Here is a 24,977-nt window from a genome sequence, read left to right as displayed (position 1 = left end):
GGCGTGGCGTGATCACGCCACCCTGGGTCGGGCGGGCCCGCCGTGCCGCGCCGAGCCGACCAGACCCCGTACGGTCGTCAGCCACCCGGCGGCGATGATCGCGGCGCCCACCGACAGGCCCAGCGTGCCGTTGAGGGGCAGCACGATGCCGACCGCGCCGCCGAGCACCCAGGAGACCTGGAGCAGCGTCTCCGAGCGGGCGAACGCCGAGGTGCGGACGAGTTCCGGCACGTCCCGCTGGATCAGCGCGTCCAGGGACAGCTTGGCCAGCGCCTGCGCGAACCCCGCGACCGCCGCCAGACACGCCACCAGGACGGCGCTGAAGAACACCGCGGCCGTGACCGCCGCGCCCAGCACGATCGCGACCACCGTCACGATGATGATCTCCGGCGCCCGGGACCGCAGCCACGCCCCGACCGCGGTGCCCAGCGCGTTGCCCGTCCCGGCTGCGACGCCCACGATCCCCAGTGACACGGCGGCGCTCTGCCCGGACAGCGGATGCACCCGCAGCAGGAAGGCAAGGAAGAAGATCAGGAAGCCGGTCAGGCAGCGGATGCCGGCGTTGGCGAGCAGCGCGTGCGTCACCGCCGGGCCGACCGTGCGCAGCCCCGGCCGCTTGCTCCGCTTGCGCAGCGGACCGTGCAGATGGTCCTCGTCGGCGGCGAGCAGGGCCCGGGCCTCGCCGCGCGCGGAGTCCACCGTGTGCGGCAGCGTGAACGACAGCACGGTGCCCGCCACGAAGATCACGAACGCGCCGTACAGCGGCCAGCGCGGCCCGACCTGCTGGAGCCCCGCCCCGATCGGCGCGGCGACACCGGTGGCGAGCAGTCCGCACAGCGTGACCCGCGAGTTCGCCTTGACCAGGGAGAAACGGGGTGGCAGCAGCCGTGGCACCACCGCGCTTCTGACCACGCCGTACGCCTTCGAGGCGACCAGCACGCCGAGTGCGGCCGGGTACATCTCGATGCTGCCGGTGATGACCGCCCCCGACAGCACCAGCGCGAGCAGCGCCCGCGCGGCCATCGCGCAGGCCATCGCCGCGCGGCGGCCGTGCGGCACCCGGTCCAGGAGCGGGCCGATCACCGGCGCGAGCAGCGTGAACGGCGCCATGGTGATGGCCAGGTACAGCGCGACCCGGCCGCGCGCCTCGTCGGTGGGGACGGAGAAGAAGACGGTGGAGGCGAGGGCGACGGTGATCATGACGTCCCCGGCGCCGTTCACCCCGTGCAGCTCGATCAGTTTGCCGAGGCCCGACTCGCCGGCCCCGTGCGCGTGCGTCGCTTTCCGGATACCGCGCGCGGTCCCGGTCACCGGCAGGCGAAGGGCGCGGCCGAGCGCGCGGAACCGCGGGCCGGGGCCACGCCTCCGGCTCCCGCCCTTGAACTCCGTCCGTGCGGCTGCCACCCCGTCATAGTGCCCCGAGAGCGGGGGCTATAGCGTCCCATCGGCACGGATGGCGGTGATCGAGTCGGGTGACACGGACGCCGGGGCCGGGCGGGAAGAGCGGACCTTACCCCGCCGAAACTCCCGTCGGTGTAGGCCCAGCGCACATGAGCAGGTAGCGTGCCTAGCGCGCCGTGGCGAACGTTCTCGGCCGCGCGCCTTACGGCCATCCCGCAGAATGGATGACGTAGGTGTGCCCGAGCGCGATCGGGCGCGGACGTCGACGCGGTCCACAGGTCCGCTCCGTCCGCCCCTCGCAGGCAGCGGCGCACTCGTGAGACGGCGTATGGAGAGAAGCGATACCTGTGAGCGCAGCGACAACGCGAAGCCGCACCCCTGACCGCCTGTGCGCCGAGGCACTCGACCTCGCCCGCGCCGCAGCCGAGGAGGCCGCCTCCCCCGGCGTCGTCGGCGAGCACGAGGGCCTGGTGTCGGAGGGCGACCGGGTCGTCACCCACTACTTCGCCTGCAAGGAGATGGGCTATCGCGGCTGGCGCTGGGCCGTGACCGTGGCCCGCGCCTCCCGCGCCAAGATCGTCACGGTGGACGAGGCGGTGCTGCTGCCCGGGCCCGACGCGCTGCTCGCCCCCGAGTGGGTGCCGTGGAGCGAGCGGCTGCGGCCCGGTGACATGGGCCCCGGCGATCTGCTGCCCACCGACGCGGAGGATCTGCGTCTGGAGCCCGGCTGGACCGGCGAGGACGAGCCGCCGCCGAACTCCGCCGTCTCCCACGAGATGGCCGACCTGGTCGAGGCCGAGGACGCGGAGGTCACCGCCGGACCGCCCGCCGAGCTGACCACCGTGCCGGCCCGCGGCACCATCTCGGCGGTCGCCGAGGAGCTGGGCCTGCGCCGCACGCGGGTCCTGTCCCGGTACGGGCTGCACGTCGCCGCCGACCGCTGGGAGGACGGCTACGGCCCGAAGACCGCGATGGCCCAGGCGGCGCCCGCGTCCTGCGTCAGCTGCGGCTTCCTGGCCCGGATCGGCGGCTCGCTCGGGCAGGCCTTCGGGGTGTGCGCCAACGAGTTCTCGCCGGCGGACGGGCACGTGGTGTCGCTGGCGTACGGGTGCGGGGGGCACTCCGAGGCGGCGGTCATGCCGAAGCCGCCGCGGGTGGCTCCGCCGGTGATCGATGAGACGCGGGTGGATCCGTTTCCGCTGCGGCCGGCGTCGGACTCGGGGTCCGTCTCCGTGGCGGAGGACGAGGCGTCGGCGGAGCTGGGGCATTCGTAAGGTGCGGGTGCGTGGGTGGCGGGGGTCCCTGGGGGCTGCGCCCCCAGACCCCCATCGGCCTTGACGGCCTCGTCCTCAAACGCCGGACGGGCTGAATGATGTCGGCCGGCGTGGCAGGTGGGGCGGTACCTTCGTGGTCCGTCGATGAGGAGAGTCACCGTGAGCATGTTCGTGCAGCCTGCCGCCGAGGGGGCCGATCCGTTCGGTACGGGACGTCTTCGGCGCGGGGTGCTGGACGCCTGGGCGACGAGCCCGGCGCGGTTCCGTGAGGACGCCAACGCGGAGGAGGACCTCGTCCTCGGGGGCTACCGCGACCGGCTGGTCGTCGAGCTGGCGCAGAACGCCGCCGACGCCGCCGCCCGCTCCGGCGTGCCGGGGCGGCTCCGGCTGACCCTGCGCGACGGCGTCCTCGTGGCCGCCAATACCGGCGCCCCGCTGGACGCGACCGGCGTCGAGTCGCTGTCCACGCTGCGCGCCTCCGCCAAGCGGGACGCCGGGGACAGTGCCGTCGGCCGGTTCGGGGTCGGCTTCGCCGCCGTCCTGGCCGTCACCGACGAGCCCGCCGTCGTCAGCCGGCACGGCGGGGTCCGCTGGTCCCTGGCCGAGGCCCGCGACCTGGCCGCCGACACCGCCGGGCACAGCCCCGGCCTGGGCGACGAGATCCGGCGGCGCGACGGGCACGTACCGCTGCTGCGGCTGCCGTTCTCCGCCGAGGGCAGCGCCCCCGGCCCGTACGACACGGCCGTCATCCTCCCGCTGCGCGACACGGCCGCCGCCGACCTCGCCGAACGGCTCCTGCACGCCGTGGACGACGCCCTGCTGCTCGCCCTGCCGGGCCTGGCGGAGGTCGTGGTCGAGGTCGCGGACGACGTCCGTACGCTGTCCCGCCGCACCGAGGGCGCCCTCACCGTCGTCGAGGACTCCCGCGAGGGCACCACCCGCTGGCGTACCGCCGCCGCGCACGGCCCGCTCACCCCCGACCTGCTCGCCGACCGGCCGGTCGAGGAGCGGCTGCGCCCGCACTGGTCCGTGACCTGGGCGGTGCCGGTCGACGCCGACGGCGCCCCGGCGCGGCCCCGCACCAGCCCGGTGGTGCACGCGCCCACGCCCAGCGACGAACCGCTCGGCGTGCCCGCTCTGCTCATCGCCTCCTTCCCGCTGGACTCCACCCGCCGGCACGCCGCGCCCGGCCCGCTGACCGGCTTCCTGACCGAGCGGGCCGCCGACGCCTACGCCGGGCTGCTCGCCGACTGGCGCCCGGTCACCTCCGGTCTCATCGGCCTCGTGCCCGGCCCGCTGGGCAAGGGGGAGCTGGACGGCGCGCTGCGCCAGGCGATCCTCGAACGGCTGCCGCGCACCGCCTTCCTGCCGCCCGCCGCGGAACCCGGCGACGACCCCGACCTGCCCGACTCCCTGCGCCCGCGCGACGCCGAGGTGGTGGAGGGCGCCGGCGCCGACACCGTGCGGGTCCTCGCCGAGGTGCTGCCGACGCTGCTGCCCGCCGGGCTCGAACGCCGGGTGGAGCTGCGCACGCTCGGCGTCGCCCGGGTGCCGCTGACCGACGCGATCGACCGGCTGGCCGGTCTCGAGAAGGATCCGGGCTGGTGGCACCGGCTCTACGACAGCCTCGCCGGCGTCGATCCCGACCGGCTCTCGGGGCTGCCGGTACCGCTGGCCGGGGGCGCCTCCCAGGGCTTCGGGACGGGCGCGGTGCGGACGACCATCGGGCCCCGGCAGGTGCTGCTGCCGTCCCCGGAGGCCGCCTCCCTCGACCCGGAGGTGCTCACCCGCCTCGGCCTGAAGATCGCCCATCCGGACGCCGCCCATCCGCTCCTGGAGAAGCTCGGCGCCCTCCCGGCCACCCCGCGTGCCGTGCTCACCACCCCGCAGGTCCGGGCCGCCGTGGCCGCCTCGCTGGAGGACGACGGCGGCGTGAACTGGGAGGAGGACGCCCTCGACGCCGAGGAACTGGCCGACACCGTCCTCGGCCTGGTCCGCGACGCCGGACTCGACGCCGGGGACGAGCCCTGGCTGGGCGCGCTCGCCCTGCCCGACGAGGACGGCGAACTCTCCCCGGCTGGCGAACTCGTCTTCCCGGGCGGCCCGTTCGCGCGGGTCATGCGCGAGGACGAGGTCGCCGCCGTGGACGCGGAGCTGGCCGAGAAGTGGGGCGCGGACGCGCTGGCCGCCTGCGGTGTGCTCGTCACCTTCGCCCTCGTCCGCGCCACCGACGTCGTCCTCGACCCGGACGAACTGGAGCCCCGCGAGGGCGACTTCGCCGAACCCGACGACGCCGGGCTGCTGGACGCCGTGGACGTGTGGAGCGAGGACGTCCTGGACCGCTTCCCGGACACCCCCGTGCCGCCGGTCGCCACCGAGATCGTCGCCGTGCGCGACCTGGACCTGGTGGACGACGACCGGTGGCCCGAGGCCCTCGCCCTGCTGTCCCGGCCGCCCCTGCGCGACGCGCTCGTCCAGCCGGTCCGCGTGCTGCTGCCCGACGGCACCCACGAGGTCGTACGGCCGTACACCGCGTGGTGGCTGCGCGGGCACCCGGTGCTCGGCGGACGGCGCCCCGCCGGACTGCGCGCGGCGGGCTCCGACCCGCTGCTGCGGGGCCTGTACGACGAGGCCGACGCCTCCGGCTTCGAGGACGAGCAGGTGCTGCGGGCGCTGGGCGTGCGCACCTCGGTCGCCGCGCTCCTCGACGAACCCGGCGGCGCGGCCGAACTCCTCGACCGCCTCGCCGACCCCGGCCGCCCGGTCACGGCCGCCCAACTGCACGCCCTGTACGGCGCGCTGGCCGAACTGGACCCGGAGCAGGTCACCCTGCCGGACGACGTGCGGGCCGTGGTCGACGGCGAGGTGCGCGTGGTGGACGCCGCCGACGCGGTCGTGGTCGACTCGCCGGACCTGCTGCCCTTCACCTCCGGTGTGCCGCTGCTGCCGGTACGGCCGGCCCGGGCCGGCGAGCTGGCGGAGCTGTTCCAGGTGCGGCGGCTGAGCGAGTCCGTCACCGGGCACGTCGACTCCGAGGGCACCGAGCACGACGTGCCGGAGCCGGTGCGGGTGCTGCTCGGGGCGCGGACCCCGGCGTCGTACGTGGAGCACGAGGAACTGGTCGTCGACGGTGTGGAGATCGACTGGCGGCTGACGGACGACGGGGCGTTGCACGCGGCGACGCTGGAGGGGGTTGCCGCGGGGCTGGCCTGGGCGGCGGGGCAGTGGCCGCGGAGGTTTGAAGTCGCGGCGTTGCTGGAGGACGAGTCCCGGACGGAGGAGCTGGCCAGGGACCGTTGGTTCGACTGACGCGGGTTTCCGTACGTGGTTCACTGCGGCGCCGTGGTGGCTGGTCGCGCAGTTCCCCGCGCCCCTGGGGCATCGGACTCACGTCGGGAAGCGGTGGCCCCGGCTATCGCGCGTCGTCCCGCGCCGCCCGCCGCAGGGCGGCCTCGCGGCCCCGGACGTACCAGATGCCGATCAGGCCGAGTCCGGCTCCGGCCAGGCAGGTCCACACCCACCAGGTGTGGCCGTGGTCGTCGAACCAGCCGTAGAACGGGAGCTGCGCCAGGAAGAGGACGAACCACAGGACGGTGCCGCCGATGATGGTCGGAACCACGGGGCCCTCCAGGGGCTCCGGCGCCTCGTGCGTGGGTGTCCACTTCTTCATGCGTACAGCTTACGAGGAGCGGGCGAACGGGTTGTCGGCGCGGCGCCCTCGGGGTCTACGCGCGGAGATAGCGATCCCGGGCTCATACGTTCATACTGAACCCGTTTGTCTCTGACCATTTTCTTTCGTAGAAAACTCCAAGCGCAGAAACACCGACGAGGCCGTGGGGGAACCTGCTGTTGGTGATGAGGTCTCCGCATGCCCACCTCGGCCTCCGCCAAGGTCTCCCCCCTCGACCGCTACTTCAAGATCTCCGAGCGCGGCAGCACCCTGCCCCGTGAGATCCGTGGCGGCTTGGCCACCTTCTTCGCGATGGCGTACATCATCGTGCTGAACCCGATCATCCTGGGCAGCGCGAAGGACATGTACGGCAACCAGCTCGACAACGGTCAGCTGGTCACCGCGACCGCGCTCACGGCCGCGTTCACCACGCTGCTGATGGGTGTCATCGGCAACGTCCCGATCGCGCTGGCCGCCGGTCTCGGCGTGAACTCCGTCGTCGCCCTCCAGCTCGCCCCGCGGATGTCCTGGCCGGACGCCATGGGCATGGTCGTGCTGGCCGGGTTCGTCGTCATGCTGCTGGTCGCCACCGGTCTGCGCGAGCGCGTGATGAACGCCGTGCCCTACGGCCTGCGCAAGGCCATCGCCATCGGTATCGGCCTGTTCATCATGCTGATCGGTCTCGTCGACTCCGGCTTCGTGACCCGGATGCCCGACGCCGCGCAGACCACCGTCCCGCTCCAGCTGGGCACCGGTGGCCACCTGGAGGGCTGGCCGGTGCTGGTCTTCGTCCTCGGTGTGCTGCTGACCCTCGCGCTGATCGTCCGCAAGACCCCCGGCGCCATCCTGATCTCGATCGTCGTGATGACCGTCGTCGCGGTGATCATCAACGCCGTCGCCGACATTCCCTCCTGGGGTCTGACCACGCCGGAGTGGCCGGGCAACCCCGTCGCCACGCCCGACTTCGGGCTGGTCGGCGAGGTCAGCCTGTTCGGCGGGTTCGAGAAGGTCGGTGTCCTGACCGGCGTGCTGTTCGTCTTCACCGTGCTGCTGTCGTGCTTCTTCGACGCGATGGGCACGATCATGGGCGTCAGCGACGAGGCCAAGCTGACCGACGGCGAGGGCCAGATGCCGGGCATCAACAAGGTCCTGTTCGTGGACGGCATCGCGGTCGCCGCGGGCGGCGCCAGCTCCGCCTCGGCCACCACCTGCTTCGTGGAGTCCACGGCCGGCGTCGGCGAGGGCGCCCGCACCGGCTTCGCGAACATCATCACGGGCGGGCTCTTCGCCCTGGCGCTGTTCCTCACCCCGGTCGCCACCATGGTCCCCTCGCAGGCGGCCACCCCGGCACTGGTGGCGGTCGGCTTCCTGATCCTGGCCGGCTCGGTCCGGGAGATCGACTGGTCGGACTTCACGATCGCCGTCCCGGCCTTCGTGACGATGCTGATGATGCCGTTCACGTACTCGATCACCAACGGCATCGGCATGGGCTTCATCACCTTCTCGGTGCTGCGCCTGGCGGCCGGACGGGGCCGCGAGGTCCCGGTCACGATGTACGTGGTGTCGGCGGTCTTCGCCTTCTACTACCTGATGCCGGCCCTCGGCCTGACCTGACCGGTGGGGCTCAGGTGACCCCGTAGAACCGTTCCGTCTCCTCCACGGCGGACTGGAACCGCTCGTCGAAGTCATCCCGAATGAGCGTCCGGACGACATAGTCCTGGACGCTCATTCCCCTTTTCGCCGCATGGTGCCGGAGCCGTTCGAGCAGCTCCCCGTCCATCCGCAGGCTGAGCACGCTGGTCCCCATGCGGTCGAGGGTCGCCCCCGCCGGGCGGGTGATGCTCCGATTTCCGGAAACGACTCACTCGTACGGGTGAACCGCGGGTTTCGGTGGCGTGCGTCACGGGCACGCGGGCGCATGTGCGGTGGTATTTCGCGAGACTAATGAGTTAGGCTAAGGAACATGCCGGACCTCAAGCATGGCGACGACGCCGCCGCCGTGAACTCCCTGCGCTCCGCCGTGATGCGGTTGTCCCGTCGGCTCAAGCACCAGCGGGTCGACGAGTCGCTCAGCCCGACCGAGATGTCGGTGCTCGGCACCCTGTCGCTCTGCGGCAGCGCGACCCCGGGCGAACTCGCCCGCAAGGAACACGTCCAGCCGCCCTCGATGACCCGCATCGTGGCGCTGCTGGAGGCGAAGGGCCTGGTCCGGCTCGAGCCGCATCCCGAGGACCGGCGTCAGAAGGTCGTGACGCAGACCGAGCAGGCCGTGGTGATGCTCGACGAGAGCCGCCGCAAGCGGAACGCGTTCCTGGCCACGCTGGTCGAGGGACTCGACGAGGACGAGTGGGCGAAACTGCGCGCCGCCGCCCCCGTGCTGGAGAAGCTCGCCCACAAGTAAGCAGTTCTCGCGAGGAGGCGAACCCTTTTGAGTACGGGATCCGGAGCAGCTTCCGCCCCCGCACCTGACGGCCACGACGACCCGACCACCCCCGACGCTTCCCGCAAGACCTCGATGTTCGCCTCCCTGAAGGTCAGGAACTACCGCCTGTTCTTCATGGGCCAGGTCGTCTCCAACATCGGCACCTGGATGCAGCGCATCGCCCAGGACTGGCTGGTGCTCAGCCTCACCGGCTCCTCGGCGGCCGTCGGCATCACCACCGCCCTCCAGTTCCTGCCGATGCTCCTCTTCGGCCTCTACGGCGGTGTCCTCGTCGACCGCCTGCGCAAGCGCCCCACGCTGCTGGTCACCCAGTCCGCGATGGCCCTGACCGCGCTCTTCCTCGCCGTCCTCACCCTGACCGGCCACGTCCAGGTCTGGCACGTGTACGTCGCCGCCTTCGCGATGGGCCTGGCGACCGTGGTCGACAACCCGGCCCGGCAGTCCTTCGTCTCCGAGCTGGTCGGCCGGGACCAGCTCCAGAACGCGGTCAGCCTCAACTCGGCGAACTTCCAGTCCGCCCGGCTGGTCGGCCCCGCCGTCGCCGGTCTCATGATCACCGGGGTGGGCACCGGCTGGGCGTTCCTCGCCAACGGCCTCTCCTTCGTCGCGCCGCTCAGCTGCCTGCTGCTGATGCGCGCCCGCGACCTGCACGCCGTCCAGCGCGCCCCGCGCGGCAAGGGCCAGCTGCGCGAGGGCCTGCACTACGTCGCCGGACGCCCCGAGCTGATCTGGACCATCACCCTGGTCGGCTTCATCGGCACCTTCGGCTTCAACTTCCCGGTCTTCCTGTCCGCCTTCGCCGACGACGTCTTCGACGCGGGCGCCGGGGCGTACAGCCTCTTCAACACCCTCATGGCCGTCGGCTCCCTGGCCGGCGCCCTGCTCGCCGCCCGGCGCGGCACGGCCCGGCTGCGCGTCCTGATCGCGGCGGCGATGGCCTTCGGCGCGCTGGAGATCGTGGCGGCGACGGCACCGGGGTTGTGGCTGTTCGCGCTGCTGATGATCCCGATCGGCGTCTTCAGCATGACGGTCAACGTCACCGCCAACACCAGCATCCAGATGTCCACCGACCCGGCCATGCGGGGCCGCGTCATGGCCCTGTACATGATGGTCTTCCTCGGCGGCTCCCCGGTCGGCGCCCCGATCGTCGGCTGGGTCACCGACACCTACGGCGCCCGGGTCGGCTTCGCCGCGGGCGGCGCGGTGGCCGCCACCGCCGCGATCGTCATCGGCCTGGTCCTGGCCCGCGTCGGCAACCTGCGCCTCTCGGTCGGCTGGCACCGCGGCCACCCACAGGTGCGGTTCGTGCCCCGCGAGCGGCGGGAGGCGCTGGCACCGGCGGCGTAGACGTACGGGCGGCGCGGGCGTCTGGGAGGCTGGCGGCATGAGACTGTTCGCCGCCGTCCTGCCCCCCGAGGACGTCACCGCCGCCCTCGCCGCCGAGGTGGCCGGGCTGCGGAGGCTGCCCGGGGCGGACGGGCTGCGCTGGACGGGGCGGCCCGGGTGGCATTTCACGCTGGCCTTCTATGGCGAGGTGGACGACGCCCTCGTGCCGGAGCTGTCGGTCCGGCTGGAGCGGGCCGCGCACCGCACCGAACCCTTCGAGCTGGCGCTGCGCGGCGGCGGGCACTTCGGGCACGGGCGGGCCCTGTGGGTGGGGGCGGAGGGTGGCCTCGCGACGCTGCGGCTGCTCGCCGAGCGGGCGGAGTCGGCGGGGCGCAACGCGGGCGTCGCGCCGGGGGAGCACCGGCGTTACAAGCCCCACCTGACGCTGGCCCGCAGCCGGGACGCCTACGACGTACGCCCCTACGTCGAGACACTGGACGGCTTCTCCAGCCGCACCTGGACCGTGACCGACCTGGCGCTGGTGCGCAGCCACCTGCCGAAGTCCGGTGTGCCGGGGGAGCAGCCCCGTTACGAGGCGGTCGGCCGCAGTCCGCTCGGCGCCTACGGTTAGGCTCGGAGGCGTGGACCCGAAGACCCGTAACCGGATCATGGCCGGTGTGCTCGTGCTGATGCTCGTGGTGGTGGCGATGGCGGCGGCGCTGGGCTGACCCGCCGTGGTGAGCCTGCCGTGAGCCGGCCGCCGCCCCGCTCACGCCGCTACCAGGCGAACGCCTCCGGGGACGGCCCCGGACCCGGGAAGATCTCGTCAAGACCGGCCAGCAGCTCCTCCGACAGCTCCAGCTCGACGGCCCGCAGCGCCGAGCCGAGCTGCTCGGCGGTGCGCGGACCCACGATCGGGCCGGTCACGCCGGGCCGGGTCAGCAGCCAGGCCAGGGCCGCCTCGCCGGGCGCGACGCCGTGCTTGTCGAGCAGGTCCTCGTAGGCCTGGATGCGCGCACGGCCCGCCGGGTCGGCCAGGGTGTCGGCGGCCCGTCCGGAGGCCCGCCGTCCGCCCTGCACCTCCTTCTTGAGCACGCCGCCGAGCAGCCCGCCGTGCAGCGGCGACCAGGGGATGACCCCGAGGCCGTACTCCCGCGCGGCCGGGATCACCTCCATCTCCGCCCGGCGCTCGGCCAGGTTGTACAGGCACTGCTCGCTGACCAGGCCGATGGTGCCGCCGCGCCGGGCGGCGGTCTCGTTGGCCTGGGCGATCTTGTACCCGGGGAAGTTCGACGACCCCGCGTACAGCACCTTGCCCTGCTGGACCAGGACGTCGATCGCCTGCCAGATCTCGTCGAAGCCGGTGGCGCGGTCGACGTGGTGGAACTGGTACAGGTCGACGTGGTCCGTCCGGAGCCGCTTGAGGCTGGCGTCGACCGCCCGCCGGATGTTCACGGCGGACAGCTTGTCGTGGTTGGGCCACGCCTCGCCGTCGGCGGCCATGTTGCCGTACACCTTGGTGGCGAGGACGGTCCGGTCGCGCCGGTCGCCGCCCTTGGCGAACCAGTTGCCGATGATCTCCTCGGTACGGCCCTTGTTCTCGCCCCAGCCGTACACGTTGGCGGTGTCGAAGAAGTTGACCCCGGCGTCCAGCGCCGCGTCCATGATGGCGTGGCTGTCGGCCTCGTCGGTCTGCGGACCGAAGTTCATGGTCCCGAGGACGAGCCTGCTGACCTTGAGTCCTGTGCGTCCCAGCTGCGTGTACTCCATGGTCTCCAGCCAACGACTTGGAGTGCGCTCCAGGCAAGTGATCTCAGCCGTCCCGGTCGCGCAGTGCCGCCCGGGCGGGGAGCGTCACGGAGAGCAGGCCGAGGGCCACCACGACCGCGGCGAACGTGGCGTACAGCAGCGGCGGGACGTGCGGGGACTCGCCCGTCAGGCCGCGCATCATCGGGGTCAGCGTGATCATGGCGATGGTGGTGCCCAGGGCCACGCCCGCCACCGACACCAGGAGCGACTCCCAGCGGAGCATGCGCAGCACCTGGCGGCGGGTGGAGCCGACGAGGCGGAGCGCGGTCAGTTCGCGGCGCCGGTCGAGGACCGTCATCACCAGGGTGTTGACGGCGGCGACGGCGGCGAAGCCACCCAGGACGGCGGCCATCATGTAGTTGGCCCAGGCGCCGAGTTCACGTTCCACGTTCTGCGCGAGGGCGTAGCCCGAGGCGTCGGTGACCTCGCCGAGCGCGGCGAGCGGCCCGGCCTCGCCGCCGCTCACCAGCAGCGTGCTGTCGAAGGCCGAGGTGACGTGGCCGGCCAGGGAGGCGCGGTCCATGGTCACCGCCGCCAGGCCCAGGCCGCGGCCGTAGACCGCGACGACCTCCGGGCGGGCCCGGGTGCCGTCGGGGAGGTAGAGCGGCAGTGCGTCGCCGACCTCGACGTCCGCCGCGGTGGCGAGCGTCCGGTCGACGGCGATCCGGCCCGCACCCACGCGGTCCAGGCTGCCGCTGCGCACGTCCAGGTCCTGCACCTCGGCGAGCTGGGCGCCGGAGCCCGAGATGCCCTGGGTCGCCGACGCCTGGAGCGACGTCTCGCCGCCGCCCCGGACGGGCACCAGCACCTGCGTGTCCAGCAGGCTCACCGCCGCTTCGACGCCGGGAGCGCGGGCGGCCCGGTCGGCGGCGTCGGCGGGCAGGCCCGCCGGGTCGGTGACGACGTGGTCGGCGGTGAGGCCGGCGCGGAGCTGGTCCTCGGCGGTACGGCTCTCGCTCGTGTGCATGAAGACCAGCGTCGAGGCGAAGGCCATCGCCATCACGATCGGGGTGAGCGCGGACGCCAGCCGCCGGGCGTTGGTACGGGAGTTGGCGGCGGCCAGCGCGGCCGGGGCGCCGCCGCCGCGCAGCAGCAGGCCGAAGAGGGCGGCGCACAGCCGGGCCACCACCGGGCCGAGCAGGGCGACGGCCAGCATGAAGAGCATGATGACGCCGAGGGAGGCGTTGGCCGCGTCGCTACCGGCGGCGGAGGCGGCGACGCCGGCCAGGACCGCCGCGCCGACCAGGGCGCCCAGCCCGAGGACGGTACGGACGACGCCCGGCCGCAGGCGCTCCACCGAGGCTTCGGCGAGTGCCTGCCCCGGCTTGATCCTCGCGGGCCTGCGCCCGGCCGCCCAGCCCGCGCCGAGCGCCGTGAGCAGCCCGGCGCCGACCGCGGCGACCAGGGGGAGCCACGAGACGTGCAGCTCGACCGCCTCCGGAACGGCCCCGCGGTCCTTCAGCTGCGCGAACCACCAGTTCGCCAGCGCGATCCCCGGCAGGCAGCCGAGCAGCCCGGCGAGCGGCGCGACGAGCAGTGCCTCGGCGGCGACCGCGCGGCGGATCTGCCGCGGGGTGGCGCCGACGGCGCGCAGCAGCGCGAACTCGCGGCCGCGCTGGCCGACGGACAGGGCGACGGTGCCGGCCGCGGTGAAGACGGCGACCAGGGTGGCGACGCCGCCGAAGGAGCCGCCGAGCCCGGTGAGGGTCTCCTTGGCGTACGCCAGGCCGTGATCCTCGACCTCGCCGCGGTCGTCGCCGGTGCGGATCAGCGCGTCGGTGCCGGCGAGGGACTTCTCGACGGCCGCGGCGAGGGCGTCCGTGCCGGTGCCGTCCTCGGCGAGTACGGCGATGGCGTCGGCCTTGCCGGGGTGCCCGGCCAGCACGGGTGCCTCGGCGTCGGCGAACCAGGCGGTGGCACCGCCACCGCCGGTCGCGCCGGTCGCCGCGGTGTCACCCGGCCCGGCCTCGGCCAGCCCGGAGACCCGGAAGTCGGCGCGTCCGGCGGCCGTTTCGAGCGCGACGGCGTCGCCGACACCGGCCTGCGCGGTACGGGCCGCGGCGGCGTCGAGCACCACCTCGCCCGCGCCGGGTGCGGCGCCCTCGGTCAGCGCGGTGCCGGTGAAGGCGTGCGAGCCCCAGCCGTGGCCGGTGAGCCCCGCGCCGCCCGGCTGCCCCGCGCCCTGCCGCACCGGGAAGGTGAAGTCGGCCACCGCGGCCGCGGCACCCGGCGCCCGGGCGGCCTTCGCGGCGAGCCCCGCGTCCACGCGGGCGGTGTCCGGCAGCGGGAACGCGCTCTCCTCCGGGCCGTCGATGGTGTCGGCGACGAGGCGCGCGGACTGGTCGGCCGCCGCGACCACCGGGGCGTTCGCGTACCGCTCGGCCGGCACCGAGGCGCGGACGCCGCTCTCCAGCAGGATGCCGCAGGCCGTGACGATCAGCGCCGACATCATCAGCGCGACGAACGTGCCCGCGAACGAGGCGGGTTTGAAGCGTACGGCCGCGCGCGCGAGGCCGTTCGGGGCGAGGCTCCTCATGCCGCCACCCCCGCCATCACGTCCGTACGGGCGGTGAGCGCCGTCATGCGGGCCGCGATGCGCTCCGCCGAACCGCGCTCCAGGCTGCCGGCGAACATGCCGTCGGCGAGGAAGAGCACGCGGTCGGCCCAGGCGGCTGCGGCCGGGTCGTGGGTGACCATGACGACGGTGGCGCCGAGGACGTCCACCGCGTGCCGGAGCAGGCCGAGGACCTCGGTGGCGGTGCCGGTGTCGAGGGCACCGGTGGGCTCGTCGGCGAAGACCACGTCGGGGGTGGTGACCAGGGCGCGGGCGACGGCCACGCGCTGCTGCTGGCCGCCGGAGAGTTCGCCGGGGCGGCGCCGTGCCTTGTCGGCCAGCCCGACCTGGGCGAGTACGGCGGCGGCGCGGCGCCGGTCCTGGCGCTGGCCGGCGAGGCGCAGGGGGAGCAGGACGTTCTGCTCCACGGTCAGCGACGGCAGCAGGTTGAACGCCTGGAAGACGAAGCCGAGGCGGCTGCGGCGCAGCTCCGTCAGCTCGTTCTCGCTCATGCCGGTGATCTCCGTACCGCCGAGGCGCACGGACCCCGCCGACGGCCGGTCAAGCCCGGCCGCGCACTGGAGGAAGGTGGACTTGCCGGACCCGGACGGGCCCATGACCGCGGTGAACGTGCCGCGCGGGAGGGCGAGGTCGATGCCCGCGAGCGCGTGCACGGTGCCCGCGCCCCGCCCGTACTGCCGCCGGACACCGCGCAGTTCGACGGCCAGTCCGGGCGTCCCGGCCGGCACCTCCGGCCGCTCGTCCGCCTTCTGCCGCTTGCCGCTGCGTAGCCTCATGTTCCGTCTCCTCATCCGTTCACTGCTTCGACGTGATGTCGACGGGATGGAGAGTGCGGCTACGACTGCGCCCCGGGCGTCATACCGGGGAGCCAAGGTGGGGGTGCTACCGGGGTAGGGGGTGGCGGAGGAGGGGGCGAGGAGGGGACGGGGTCTGCCCGGGGGTCACTCGCCCGGCGCCACCAGCCCCGATTCGTACGCGAAGACCACCGCCTGGGCGCGGTCGCGCAGGTCGAGCTTGGTGAGGACGCGGCTCACGTGGGTCTTCACCGTCTGCTCGGCCAGTACCAGCGTCTGGGCGATCTCCGTGTTGGACCGGCCACGGGCCACCAGGGTGAGGACCTCGGTCTCGCGTTCGGTGAGGGCCTTCAGGCGCAGCGCGGGCTTGCCCCGGCCGGCGGGGCGCTGCCGGGCGAAGTCCGCGATCAGACGGCGCGTCACCGACGGGGCGAGCAGCGCGTCGCCCGAGGCCACGACGCGTACCGCCGCGATGAGGTCGGCGGGCGGCGCGTCCTTCAGCAGGAAGCCGCTCGCGCCCGCCCGCAGCGCCTCGTACACGTAGTCGTCGACGTCGAAGGTGGTCAGCATCAGGACGCGCGGCCGGTGGGTCACGCCCGGCGGGGGCGACAGGAGGCGGCGCGCGGCCTCCAGGCCGTCCATCTCGGGCATGCGGACGTCCATCAGCACGACGTCGGGCCGGGTGCGCCGGCTCAGCTCGACGCCCTGCGCGCCGTCGGGGGCCTCGCCCACCACGTCGATGTCGGCCTGCGCGGCCAGCAGCGCGGCGAAACCGGCCCGCACCATGGCCTGGTCGTCGACGATCATGACGCGCGTGGTCATGTGAAGTCCTCTTCAGTCAGGGGAAGTTGGGCGGCGATCCGGAACCCGCCGTCCGGCAGCGGTCCCACGTCGAGGGTGCCGCCGATGATCCTTACCCGCTCGCGCATGCCGACCAGGCCGTGCCCGGTGCCGCCCACCTCGAGCGGCGCGGCGGGCGGCTCCGGCGGCGGCCCGTTGACGACCAGGACGGTGAGCCGGTCCCCGCCGTCCGCGACGGGCTCCGACACCGACAGCGACACCCGCGTCGCGGCACCCGGCGCGTGCCGTACGACGTTCGCGAGGGCCTCCTGGACGATCCGGTACGCCGAGAGCCCCACCGCCTCCGGCACTTCCGCGTCGCAGGGGGTGAACTCCACCGGCCCGACGGTCCTCGCCGTCGCCTCCACCAGCTGCGCGATCTGCGTGAGACCCGGCTGGGGCACCAGCTCGCCGTGCGCCTCCTCGTTGCGCAGCACACCGAGGAGCCGTCGCATCTCGCCGAGCGACTCCCGCGCGGTCGCCGCGATGGAGGTGAACTCCTCCCGCACGTCCGGCGGCAGCGTCGCGAGGCGGTACTCCGCGGTGTCCGCCTGCACCGTGATGACGGACATGTGGTGCGCCACCACGTCGTGCAGCTCGCGCGCGATGCGGGCGCGTTCCTCCAGCAGCGTCCGCCGTCCCCGCTCGGCCTCGCTGATCGTCTCCTGCTCGACCAGCCTGCGCTGCACCTCGTACCGCTCGCGCAGCACACCGCCCAGCAGGAGCGCGACGCCCCCGAGGATGGTGAGCAACAGGCCCTTGGCGCCGAAGCCGTGGGGCGCCGCGAAGCCCAGGCCGACGTTCGCGGCCGCCGTCGCCAGCCACACCAGCAGCAGCGTCCGGCGCCGCTCGCGCAGGCCCAGGGCGAGGCACAGGCCGACGTACCCGACGATCTCCATGGGCGGGAACGGCCACAGGAGGCGCGCTTCGAAGTCGACGGAGAGCAGGGCCAGCGCCCCGGCCACGTCCGCGGCGAAGATCACGTACCAGGCCCGCAGCGGGCGTACGACGGCGAGCAGCAGCGGCGCCGCCTGTGCGACGGCCAGCGCGCTCGCGAGGCCGCCGCCCAGACCGTAGTCGGCGGTGAGGACCACGATGGTGGTGGGCAGCAGGGCGACGCACAGCACGAACGCCACGGCCCACGGCAGCAGCCGTACCCACCACCGCGAAGCCCCCGCGAGCAGCGCGCGCGGGCGTTCCTCCTCGACTGGGGTCATGGGCACCAGCCTATGCGTGGCGGGAGGCACGAAGTGGTTCTCCGATCTTTGTCCCAGTGTTGGGGCCCGGGTGCGCGGTTACGTCGCTCAGGCCGCCAGCGCGAAGTAGGCGAAGCCCGCCGCCAGTACGCCCGCCGCCGCGCGGCGGGCCGTGCCGGTGTGGTTCCACGGGGTCTCCAGGGGCCGGGCGAACTTCGCGATCAGCACGAGCAGTCCCGCGAAGAGCGGCATCCAGGCCGCCCGCGCCAGGATCCAGCCGGCCGTGTCCGGCGCGGTGGTCAGGCCGGGGAGCCCGCCGGCGTAGGAGGCGGGGATCGCGGCGGCGAGCATCGCCGTCTGGTGCCAGCACAGGATCGTCATCGCCGACAGGTTGACGGCCACCACCGGCGCCCACAGGGCGGGCCGCCGCAGCAGCCGGGCCAGCCGGTCGCGCAGCAGGACCGCCGCGCCGGACTGGGCGGCCGCGAGCGCCAGGACCAGCAGGGACGGCGGGTGGGAGTTGGTGCGCGAGGCGCCGGGCACGCCCACCATCGACGCCGGGTAGTGGAAGGCGAGCAGCAGGGTGGCGAACAGGGCCGCGCCGCCCGCCAGCAGCAGCCATGCCTCGCGGCGGCCCAGCCGTCCGGCCGCCCAGGAGACGCCGAGCTGGTAGGCGAACAGCCAGCCCGGTAGCAGGTTGAGCAGGCTCAGCCAGGACGGCATCGCGTCCGCGTACGGCCCGTAGCGCAGGAAGTCGACCACCGCGACCGAGCCGAGCAGCGGCGCCGCGGACCAGGCGCCGAGGCGGTGCGCGGCGCGGACGCAGTACGGCGTGAGGGCCGTGATCACGGCGTAGACGCCGACGAACCACAGGGGTTGGACGACCAGGGTCGACGCCGTGTGCAGGGTGGCGGTCGGGACGCCGAGGCCGTAGTGGAGGAGCGGCAGCAGCAACGCCCATACGGCCGTGACGCCGAGGACGGGACGGCCCAGGCGCTTGAGGCGACCGAGCGTCCACTGTCCCGCCGACCCCTTGCGGCGCCGGTGGGAGAGGTACGAGGCGTAGCCGCCGACCAGGAAGAAGACGCCCAGCATCTGGAGGATCCAACTGGCCGGTGCCAGCGCGCCGAACGTCGTCAGCGGGCTGGCGTTGTGCAGGCCGCCGCCGGGGTCCAGGGTGAAGCCGCCGACCAGCCAGTGGCCGGTCGGGACCGCCAGCAGCGCCAGCGCGCGCAGGCCGTCGATCGCGCGGTCGCGGTGGGCGGGGGTCCGGGCGTCGATCCCGGCGGTGAGTCGCGTCAGCCTCGTGGGGTTCCGCATCACAGGTCTCCGTCGGCGATCGCCGCGAACGCGGTCAGGGTGGAGGTGCCGGGGGTGAAGTACGCGTCGTGCGCCGGGACGTCGTCGGCGGGCAGGACGGTCGCGCCGAAGCCGGGCGAGGTGGGGTCCGCGCCGTGGCCCAGGCCCAGGAACTCGACGTTGGGGACGTGGTCGATCCAGTCGTCCGGGGACTTCGCCGCCCACACGCGGGCGTCGGTGCCGAGCGCGGTGACGTCGTCGGCGCGCATGCCGGGCGAGCCCATGACGACGATGTCGCTCGCGTCGGTGCCGGCGGCGGCGAGGCCGCAGGTCACCGAGCCGTAGCTGTGGCAGAAGAGGGTGGGGTCGGGGAGGCCGGCCGCGTCCAGGCCGTCGGTGAGGCGGGTCAGGCGCTCGGCACCGGCCGCGGCGAGCGAGCCGGTCGCCAGGTCGGGGCCGATGCCGGAGGGGGTGGTGTAGCCGGCCCAGGCGATGACGGCCGTGTCGTCGCCCGCGGCCGCCTGGAGGCCGGCGGCCCACCGATCCATACGGTCGGCCGTCGAGAGGTCGATGTCCGAGCCGGGGACGATCACCGCCACGTGCGCGGCGTTCTCCAGGTCGCCCGCGACCCGCGCGATCAGGCCGCGCCCGCGCGGGTCGTACGCCAGGACCCGGTCGCCCGCGGGGGCGTTGGCCGCGTAGCGGAGCCGCACGGGGGCGCCGTCGAGGTTGCCGACCACGGTGGGGTGGTCCTCGACGAGCCGCCGGCTCTGGGCGTCGGTCAGCCCGGCGAAGAAGGCCGCCACCTCGGACGGCGTGGCCGTGGCGGGGTCCGGCAGCTCCCTGCCCAGGGAGTCGTCCGCCAGCCAGGCGCCGGTGCCGGGAGGCGGACCGAGGGGCGCGTCCCCACCGACCGCCGAGGCCGAGACCGCCGTGCTGCCGACCAGCAGCGCGGTCAGTACGGCGGTGGTCAGCGTCTTCCCGAACCGGCGCATCCGGTGTGTCCGGCGCATCCGCAGCATTCGTCGGCCTCCCTCTGTCTCGTCCGTCGTGACGGAGAGGAAGGTAGGAAGACGGTCGGGGGCTCGGCGTCACCCTGGGGAGCCAGGTCGCCGGTGATACCCCGGTAGGGGGTGGGTCGGGTGACCGGCGGTCTACGCGGCGGCGGAGTAGGGCCCGCCGAGACCCCACCCCTCGTCCATCGCCTCGGCGAACGCCGCCGCGATCCGGTGCTCGCCGCTCTCGTTCGGGTGGGTGCCGTCGTACGTGTCCGCGTGGAACTCGTACTCCGCGGGCGGCGGGACGAGCAGCAGGGAGGAGCGCGGTTCGTCGAGGTCGGCGACGGTCTTGGCGAGGAGTTCGTTGAAGCGCTGGACCTGCCCGGCGAAGGTGGGGTCCGCGTCCACCCGGATGTTGTGCAGCACCGGCATCACGGCCATGCGCACGCGCGGGTTGGCCGAGCGGGCCTCGGCGACGAAGGCGCGGGCGTTGTCGGCGGTCTGCTCCGCGTTCGTGTAGAAGCCGAGGTCGATCAGGCCCAGGGAGACCAGGAGCACGTCCGCGCGGTACTCCCGTACCGTCTCGGCGATCAGCGGCGTCATGTGGTGCCAGCCCTCGCCCCAGCCGGCCAGGTGGGCGCGCGGGAAGCCGGGTTCGGCGTAGGCGTACGAGGTGGGGGCGTCCGTCACCTGGTCGTGCAGCGTCTCGCGCGGGCCGACGCAGGTGAAGGGGCGGCCGTACGAGGCGCACAGGTGCTGCCACAGCCGGTAGCGCCACGTGTGTTCGCCGGCGCTTCCGATCGTCATGGAGTCACCGACGAACATGAACCTGAGCATCCGCTCATCATGGACGATCGCTCCGGGCGGCGCGACGTGAGCCCGACCACCCGCGATGTGAGCCCGGCCACCCAGGGTGACCGTCCGCGTGAACGCCCGCGCGGGATGGCAGGCTTGGCGCATGCGCCGACCCCTCGCCCTCCTCGCCGCGGCCCTCCTCGTGGGCGCGTTCGCCGTGCCCGCCTCCGCAGCCGACGGCGTCCCCGGGAGCGACGGGTTCACGATCAAGGACCCGCGCATCACCGAGTCCAGCGGCCTCGCCGCCTCCCGCCTCCACCCGGGCGTCTACTGGACGCACAACGACCAGGACAACGGGCCCTACCTGTACGCCGTCGACGGCGCCACCGGCGAGACCGTCGCCCGCGTCGCCCTCTCCGGCGTCGGCAAGCCGCGCGACGTCGAGGCGATCGCGGTCGGGCCGGGCAACAGGATCTTCGTCGGCGACATCGGGGACAACCTCGGCGGCACCTGGCCGTACGTGTGGATCTACGAGCTGCCCGAGCCGAAGGAACTGAAGGACCAGACCGTCAAGGCGACGCAGTACGTCGTGAAGTACGCGGACGGCGCCCGGGACGCGGAGTCGATGGCCGTCCACCCGAAGACCGGGCGGGTCTACCTCATCGACAAGAACGAGGACGGCGGACACCTCTACGAGGGCCCGGCGAAGCTCTCCGCCTCCGGCACCAACGTCTTCCGGCGCACCGTCCCCGTCGACCTCTGGGCCACCGACGCCGCGTTCTCCCCGGACGGGAAGTCGCTCGCCGTGCGCGGCTACCTCGGGGGCATCTGGTACGACTGGAACGGCGGGAAGATCCAGCGCAAGGACCGGATCAGCGTGCCCCTCGGGCAGGGCGAGTCCGTCACCTACACCACCGACGGCGCGAAGCTGCTGCTCGGCATGGAGGGCGCGAACAGCCCGGTCAAGGCCCAGGACGCGCCCGGCGCCGGCTCCTCGGGCGGGGGCGGTTCGGACGCGTCGGGCGGGGGTGACTCCGACTCCGGCGTCCCCGGCGGGGACACGCTCAAGGTCGGCGCGGCCGGGCTGGTCGTGGCGTGCCTCGCGCTGTTCGGGCTACGACGGCTGTTCCGGCGGCGCTGAGCAGTCGGAGCCGGTGTCCGGGGCGGGGACCGGCGCCGCGCTGCGGGCGGCCACGAAGACCTCGAGACCGTCCAGGATGCGCTGCAGGCCGAACTCGAAGTGGTCGAAGCCCGGGCCGAAGGTGTCCTCCGACAGCCCGGCGAGGACGGGGTAGCGCCCGCTGGTCATGGCCTTCACCAGCATGGGCTCCTGGGCCTCCCAGAACTGCGCGTCCGTGAGTCCCGAAGTGCGCTCGGCCTCCTCCGCGTACACCTGGGTGCGGGCGGCCCCGACGACGTATCCGTCGACGAGGAGGATCACCGAGAGCAGCTCGGGGTCGGTCAGCCCCATCGGCTTGATCCGGGTGAGCACCCTCTCCATGCCCTCCAGCGCGCTCGGGCCGAGGATCGGGCGGGACTGGTTGACCTCCAGCAGCCAGGTGTGGCGGCGGTAGAGGGCGAGCGTGGCGTGGCCGAGGGCGTGCAGCGCCGAGCGCCAGTAGCCGTCACCGAGGTCGGCGGGGTTCTCCGAGGGGCGCTGCACGCGGTCCAGCATCAGGTCGAGCAGCTCGCCCTTGCCGGGGACATAGCGGTACAGGGACATCGTGCCGGTGCCCAGCTCGGTGGCGATGCGGCGCATCGAGACGGCGCCGAGCCCCTCCCGGTCCGCGACCTCGACCGCGGCCTCCACGATCCGCTCCAGCGTCAGGCCGGGCTTGGGCCCCCGGCTGGGGCGCCGGCCGGTGTCCCACAACAGTTCGAGGGTGCGGCCGATGTCGCCGCTGCCACTGGTCTCCGTGCCGCTCGCCATGGGGTCAGTCTAGGGCCGCGGAGAAAAACTGGGTACGGCGTACGCGTAATCGGGTACAGTGTACTCAGTTGGCGAGTGAGAGGGGGACCCATGAGCGACGGACACGCGGTTCGCGCCGAGGGCCTGGAGAAGCGCTACGGCGAGAAGCACGCCCTCGACGGCTTCGACCTGGCCGTCCGCGAGGGCACCGTGCACGGCCTGCTCGGGCCGAACGGCGCGGGCAAGACCACGGCGGTACGCATCCTGTCCACGCTGATCCGGCTGGACGGGGGCCGGGCCGAGGTGGCCGGCCTCGACGTCGCCCGGCAGCCGCGCGAGGTGCGCGCCCGGATCGGCCTGACCGGGCAGTACGCGGCGGTGGACGAGGTGCTCACCGGCCGGCAGAACCTGGAGATGTTCGGGCGCCTGTTCCACCTCGGCGGCCGCCGGGCCCGCGCCCGCGCCGTCGAGCTGCTGGAGCAGTTCGACCTGACCGACGCCGCCGACCGGGGCGTCGGCAAGTACAGCGGCGGCATGCGGCGCCGCCTCGACCTCGCCGCCTCGATGATCCTCGCCCCGTCCGTCCTGTTCCTGGACGAGCCGACGACCGGCCTCGACCCCCGCAGCCGGGGCGAGGTCTGGGAATCGGTGCGGGCCCTGGTGGCGGACGGCACCACCGTGCTGCTGACCACGCAGTACCTGGAGGAGGCCGACAAGCTGGCCTCCCGCATCACCGTCATCGACCAGGGCCGGTCGATCGCGGACGACACCCCGGATGGCCTGAAGAACCTGGTCGGCGGCGACCGCGTCGAGGTCGTGGTCGCCGAACGGGCCGACCTGCCACGGGCGGTGAAGGTGGTCGCCCGGGTCTGCGAGGGCGAGCCCGAGGCCGACGAGGAGACGCTGCGCGTGCACGCCCCGGTCACCGACCGGGTGTCCGCGCTGACCGAGGTGGCGCGCACCCTCCAGGACGAGGGCGTCGCCGTGGAGGACATCGGGCTGCGCAGGCCGAGCCTCGACGACGTGTTCCTGCGCCTGACCGGACACCGTACGGATCGCACGGACGGCACGGATCGCTCGGATCGCACGGATCGCTCGGATCGCACGGATCGCACGGATCGCTCGGATCGTGCGGAGAAGGAGACGGTGTCGGCATGAGTGCCCTCGACCCGACCACGGCACCGCCCGAGCGCGGGCGCCTGTACTGGCTGCTCGCCGACTGCGGCAACATCGTCCGCCGCGGCCTGCTCCACTACCAGCGCCAGCCCGTCAACATCGCCTGGCAGCTGGGCTTCCCGATCCTCTCCGTCCTCCTGTACGGCTACGTCTTCGGCAGCGCGATGACGGTGCCGGGCGGCGGGGACTACAAGGACTTCCTGATGCCGGGCATGTTCGTGATGACCATGGCGTTCGGCTTCATCAACACCGCGACGCTCGTCGTCTACGACTCCACCAAGGGCGTCATCGACCGCTTCCGCTCCATGCCGATGGCCTCCTCCGCGGTGGTGGCCGGACGCGGCGTCACCGACCTGCTGGCCGCCTGCGCCGAGCTGGCCATCATGATGCTGACCGCGATGGCCATGGGCTGGCGTCCGGACGGCGGCTGGGGCTTCCTGGCCGCGTTCGGGCTGCTGCTGTGGCTGCGGTTCGCGCTGATCTGGATCGGCGTGTGGCTGGGCCTGCTCGTCCCCAACCCGGAGGCGGCGGGCGGCCTGTTCGCGGTCGCCTTCCCCTTGACGATGATCTCCAGCATCTTCGTCGCCCCGCAGCTCATGCCCGACTGGCTGGGCTGGGTGGCCGCCTGGAACCCCATCTCCTCCACGGCGGCGGCCGCCCGCGACCTGTTCGGCACCCCGGTCGGCGGCGGCGACACGTGGATCGAGCAGCATGCGCTGCTGATGGCGGTCGTGTGGCCGGTGATCCTGACGGCGGTCTTCCTGCCGCTGGCGGTACGGCGGTTCCAGCGGCTGAGCCGGTAAGGGCGTCCAGGGCCTGCGGGCCGGGGGTGGAGGCCGGGGGTGGAGACCAGTAAGGCGGCAGAAGGCGCCGGAACTCCACCCCCGGCCTCCACCCATGGGTCCAGGTGTCGCGAGCCCCGTCCGAGCAGCCTTGAGGGCATGACAACGACCGAGTGGATCACCGACATCGTCCTCGTCCTCGTCGTCTTCCGGCAGCTGCGGGAAGACCGGCTCGACCGCAAGACCTTCCTGATCCCGCTGGGCATCGTGGCCTTCGTGGCGTACTCGTACCTGGACTCCGTGCCGACCGCGGGCAACGACCTGGTGCTGATCGCGGTCCTGACGGCCGTGGGCGCCGCGCTCGGCGTCGCGGGCGGCGTCCACACCCGGATACGGGCACTCGACGGGCACCTCATGATCAAGGCCGGCGCCGTGTCGGCGATCCTGTGGGTGCTGGGCATGGGCGCCCGCATGGGCTTCCAGGTCTGGGTCGAGCACGGCGGCGGCGCCGACGACGTCGCCCGGTTCAGCGTCGCCCACCACATCACGAGCGACCAGGCATGGGTGACGGCGTTCGTGATGATGGCGGTCACCGAGGTGGTCACGCGGGTGGGCACGATCTACCTGCGCAGCCGCGCCCGGGCCAGGGCGGTCTCCCCCGCCGTGCCCGTCCTCGACGGTACGGCCTGA

Annotated in this window: 22 protein-coding genes; 10 read left to right on the top strand and 12 right to left on the bottom strand. The window is 73.6% G+C overall.

Annotated features, from left to right (window positions below; translation table 11 throughout):
• Positions 1-12: 12 nt before the first annotated feature.
• Entirely contained in the window at positions 13-1,404 is a 1,392-nt protein-coding gene (locus ACFC1X_RS31685) for an MFS transporter (RefSeq protein ID WP_376360271.1), read from the bottom strand.
• A gap of 344 nt (positions 1,405-1,748) precedes the next feature.
• Here ACFC1X_RS31685 and ACFC1X_RS31680 point away from each other — a divergent pair, with 344 nt between their 5' ends.
• Together ACFC1X_RS31680 and ACFC1X_RS31675 are read left to right on the top strand one after the other, a co-directional pair.
• Positions 1,749-2,675 carry a DUF3027 domain-containing protein gene (locus ACFC1X_RS31680; RefSeq protein ID WP_376360269.1) on the top strand — a complete coding sequence of 309 codons (927 nt, stop codon included), beginning with the start codon at positions 1,749-1,751 and terminating at the stop codon, positions 2,673-2,675.
• Positions 2,676-2,834: 159 nt separating this feature from the next.
• Entirely contained in the window at positions 2,835-5,984 is a 3,150-nt protein-coding gene (locus ACFC1X_RS31675; RefSeq protein WP_376360266.1) for a sacsin N-terminal ATP-binding-like domain-containing protein, read from the top strand.
• Between the two features lie 103 nt (positions 5,985-6,087).
• Here the strand turns inward: ACFC1X_RS31675 and ACFC1X_RS31670 are convergent, their stop codons facing one another.
• Complete coding sequence (locus ACFC1X_RS31670) at positions 6,088-6,345, bottom strand: DUF2530 domain-containing protein (RefSeq protein WP_376360264.1); 258 nt, start codon at positions 6,343-6,345, stop codon at positions 6,088-6,090.
• Between the two features lie 198 nt (positions 6,346-6,543).
• Between ACFC1X_RS31670 and ACFC1X_RS31665 the strand changes: the two genes are divergently transcribed.
• The gene (locus ACFC1X_RS31665; RefSeq protein WP_376360261.1) at positions 6,544-7,959 is read left to right on the top strand and encodes an NCS2 family permease; all 1,416 of its coding nucleotides are present in this window, start codon (positions 6,544-6,546) and stop codon (positions 7,957-7,959) included.
• A 10-nt stretch (positions 7,960-7,969) separates the two neighbouring features.
• On the opposite strand, the gene ACFC1X_RS31660 is transcribed toward ACFC1X_RS31665, so the two are convergent.
• Positions 7,970-8,152, bottom strand: a complete 183-nt coding sequence (locus tag ACFC1X_RS31660) for a ribbon-helix-helix protein, CopG family (protein WP_064728497.1) — start codon at positions 8,150-8,152, stop codon at positions 7,970-7,972.
• Between the two features lie 156 nt (positions 8,153-8,308).
• Between ACFC1X_RS31660 and ACFC1X_RS31655 the strand changes: the two genes are divergently transcribed.
• From ACFC1X_RS31655 to thpR, 3 genes are read left to right on the top strand one after another with little or no spacing between them, the layout of a single operon-like run.
• Positions 8,309-8,746, top strand: coding sequence for a MarR family winged helix-turn-helix transcriptional regulator (locus ACFC1X_RS31655; protein ID WP_064728496.1), 438 nt, complete (start codon positions 8,309-8,311; stop codon positions 8,744-8,746).
• Between the two features lie 27 nt (positions 8,747-8,773).
• Positions 8,774-10,135 (top strand): MFS transporter, encoded by a 1,362-nt coding sequence (locus tag ACFC1X_RS31650; RefSeq protein WP_376360257.1) that lies wholly within the window; start codon positions 8,774-8,776, stop codon positions 10,133-10,135.
• A gap of 37 nt (positions 10,136-10,172) precedes the next feature.
• Positions 10,173-10,745, top strand: coding sequence for an RNA 2',3'-cyclic phosphodiesterase (gene thpR, locus ACFC1X_RS31645; RefSeq protein ID WP_376360254.1), 573 nt, complete (start codon positions 10,173-10,175; stop codon positions 10,743-10,745).
• Between the two features lie 146 nt (positions 10,746-10,891).
• Here thpR and ACFC1X_RS31640 read toward each other — a convergent pair whose 3' ends face one another.
• From ACFC1X_RS31640 to ACFC1X_RS31605, 8 genes are all read right to left on the bottom strand, one after another.
• The gene (locus ACFC1X_RS31640; RefSeq protein WP_376360251.1) at positions 10,892-11,884 is read right to left on the bottom strand and encodes an aldo/keto reductase; all 993 of its coding nucleotides are present in this window, start codon (positions 11,882-11,884) and stop codon (positions 10,892-10,894) included.
• Between the two features lie 43 nt (positions 11,885-11,927).
• Entirely contained in the window at positions 11,928-14,459 is a 2,532-nt protein-coding gene (locus tag ACFC1X_RS31635) for an ABC transporter permease (RefSeq protein WP_376360248.1), read from the bottom strand.
• Positions 14,456-15,274 carry an ABC transporter ATP-binding protein gene (locus tag ACFC1X_RS31630; RefSeq protein WP_376360245.1) on the bottom strand — a complete coding sequence of 273 codons (819 nt, stop codon included), beginning with the start codon at positions 15,272-15,274 and terminating at the stop codon, positions 14,456-14,458. The genes ACFC1X_RS31635 and ACFC1X_RS31630 overlap by 4 nt, the downstream gene beginning before the upstream one ends.
• A gap of 165 nt (positions 15,275-15,439) precedes the next feature.
• The gene (locus ACFC1X_RS31625; protein WP_376360242.1) at positions 15,440-16,114 is read right to left on the bottom strand and encodes a response regulator; all 675 of its coding nucleotides are present in this window, start codon (positions 16,112-16,114) and stop codon (positions 15,440-15,442) included.
• Entirely contained in the window at positions 16,111-17,349 is a 1,239-nt protein-coding gene (locus ACFC1X_RS31620) for a sensor histidine kinase (protein WP_376360239.1), read from the bottom strand. Before ACFC1X_RS31620 ends, ACFC1X_RS31625 begins: the two co-directional genes overlap by 4 nt.
• An 87-nt stretch (positions 17,350-17,436) precedes the next feature.
• The gene (locus ACFC1X_RS31615) at positions 17,437-18,648 is read right to left on the bottom strand and encodes an acyltransferase (RefSeq protein ID WP_376360236.1); all 1,212 of its coding nucleotides are present in this window, start codon (positions 18,646-18,648) and stop codon (positions 17,437-17,439) included.
• Positions 18,648-19,622, bottom strand: coding sequence for an alpha/beta hydrolase (locus ACFC1X_RS31610; protein WP_376360438.1), 975 nt, complete (start codon positions 19,620-19,622; stop codon positions 18,648-18,650). Before ACFC1X_RS31610 ends, ACFC1X_RS31615 begins: the two co-directional genes overlap by 1 nt.
• Before the next feature lie 159 nt (positions 19,623-19,781).
• Positions 19,782-20,462, bottom strand: coding sequence for a GDSL-type esterase/lipase family protein (locus ACFC1X_RS31605; protein ID WP_376360233.1), 681 nt, complete (start codon positions 20,460-20,462; stop codon positions 19,782-19,784).
• Between the two features lie 121 nt (positions 20,463-20,583).
• Between ACFC1X_RS31605 and ACFC1X_RS31600 the strand changes: the two genes are divergently transcribed.
• Positions 20,584-21,561, top strand: coding sequence for a WD40 repeat domain-containing protein (locus tag ACFC1X_RS31600; protein WP_376360230.1), 978 nt, complete (start codon positions 20,584-20,586; stop codon positions 21,559-21,561).
• On the opposite strand, the gene ACFC1X_RS31595 is transcribed toward ACFC1X_RS31600, so the two are convergent.
• The gene (locus tag ACFC1X_RS31595; RefSeq protein WP_376360227.1) at positions 21,535-22,350 is read right to left on the bottom strand and encodes a TetR/AcrR family transcriptional regulator; all 816 of its coding nucleotides are present in this window, start codon (positions 22,348-22,350) and stop codon (positions 21,535-21,537) included. The two genes, ACFC1X_RS31600 and ACFC1X_RS31595, sit on opposite strands and share 27 nt — an antisense overlap.
• A gap of 90 nt (positions 22,351-22,440) precedes the next feature.
• Here ACFC1X_RS31595 and ACFC1X_RS31590 point away from each other — a divergent pair, with 90 nt between their 5' ends.
• The 3 genes from ACFC1X_RS31590 (at position 22,441) to ACFC1X_RS31580 (ending at position 24,977) form a co-directional block, all read left to right on the top strand.
• Positions 22,441-23,487: an ATP-binding cassette domain-containing protein gene (locus ACFC1X_RS31590; RefSeq protein ID WP_376360224.1), complete on the top strand. Its 1,047-nt coding sequence runs from the start codon at positions 22,441-22,443 to the stop codon at positions 23,485-23,487.
• Positions 23,484-24,308 carry an ABC transporter permease gene (locus ACFC1X_RS31585; RefSeq protein WP_376360221.1) on the top strand — a complete coding sequence of 275 codons (825 nt, stop codon included), beginning with the start codon at positions 23,484-23,486 and terminating at the stop codon, positions 24,306-24,308. The genes ACFC1X_RS31590 and ACFC1X_RS31585 overlap by 4 nt, the downstream gene beginning before the upstream one ends.
• Positions 24,309-24,446: 138 nt before the next feature.
• Positions 24,447-24,977 (top strand): hypothetical protein, encoded by a 531-nt coding sequence (locus ACFC1X_RS31580; RefSeq protein WP_376360219.1) that lies wholly within the window; start codon positions 24,447-24,449, stop codon positions 24,975-24,977.

Source organism: Streptomyces sp. NPDC056128 (genome assembly GCF_042263835.1).
In the GTDB taxonomy this organism is placed as follows: Bacteria; Actinomycetota; Actinomycetes; order Streptomycetales; family Streptomycetaceae; genus Streptomyces.
The sequence above is the reverse complement of the archived record's forward strand: the minus strand, read 5'-3'. Positions and strand labels throughout refer to the sequence as shown.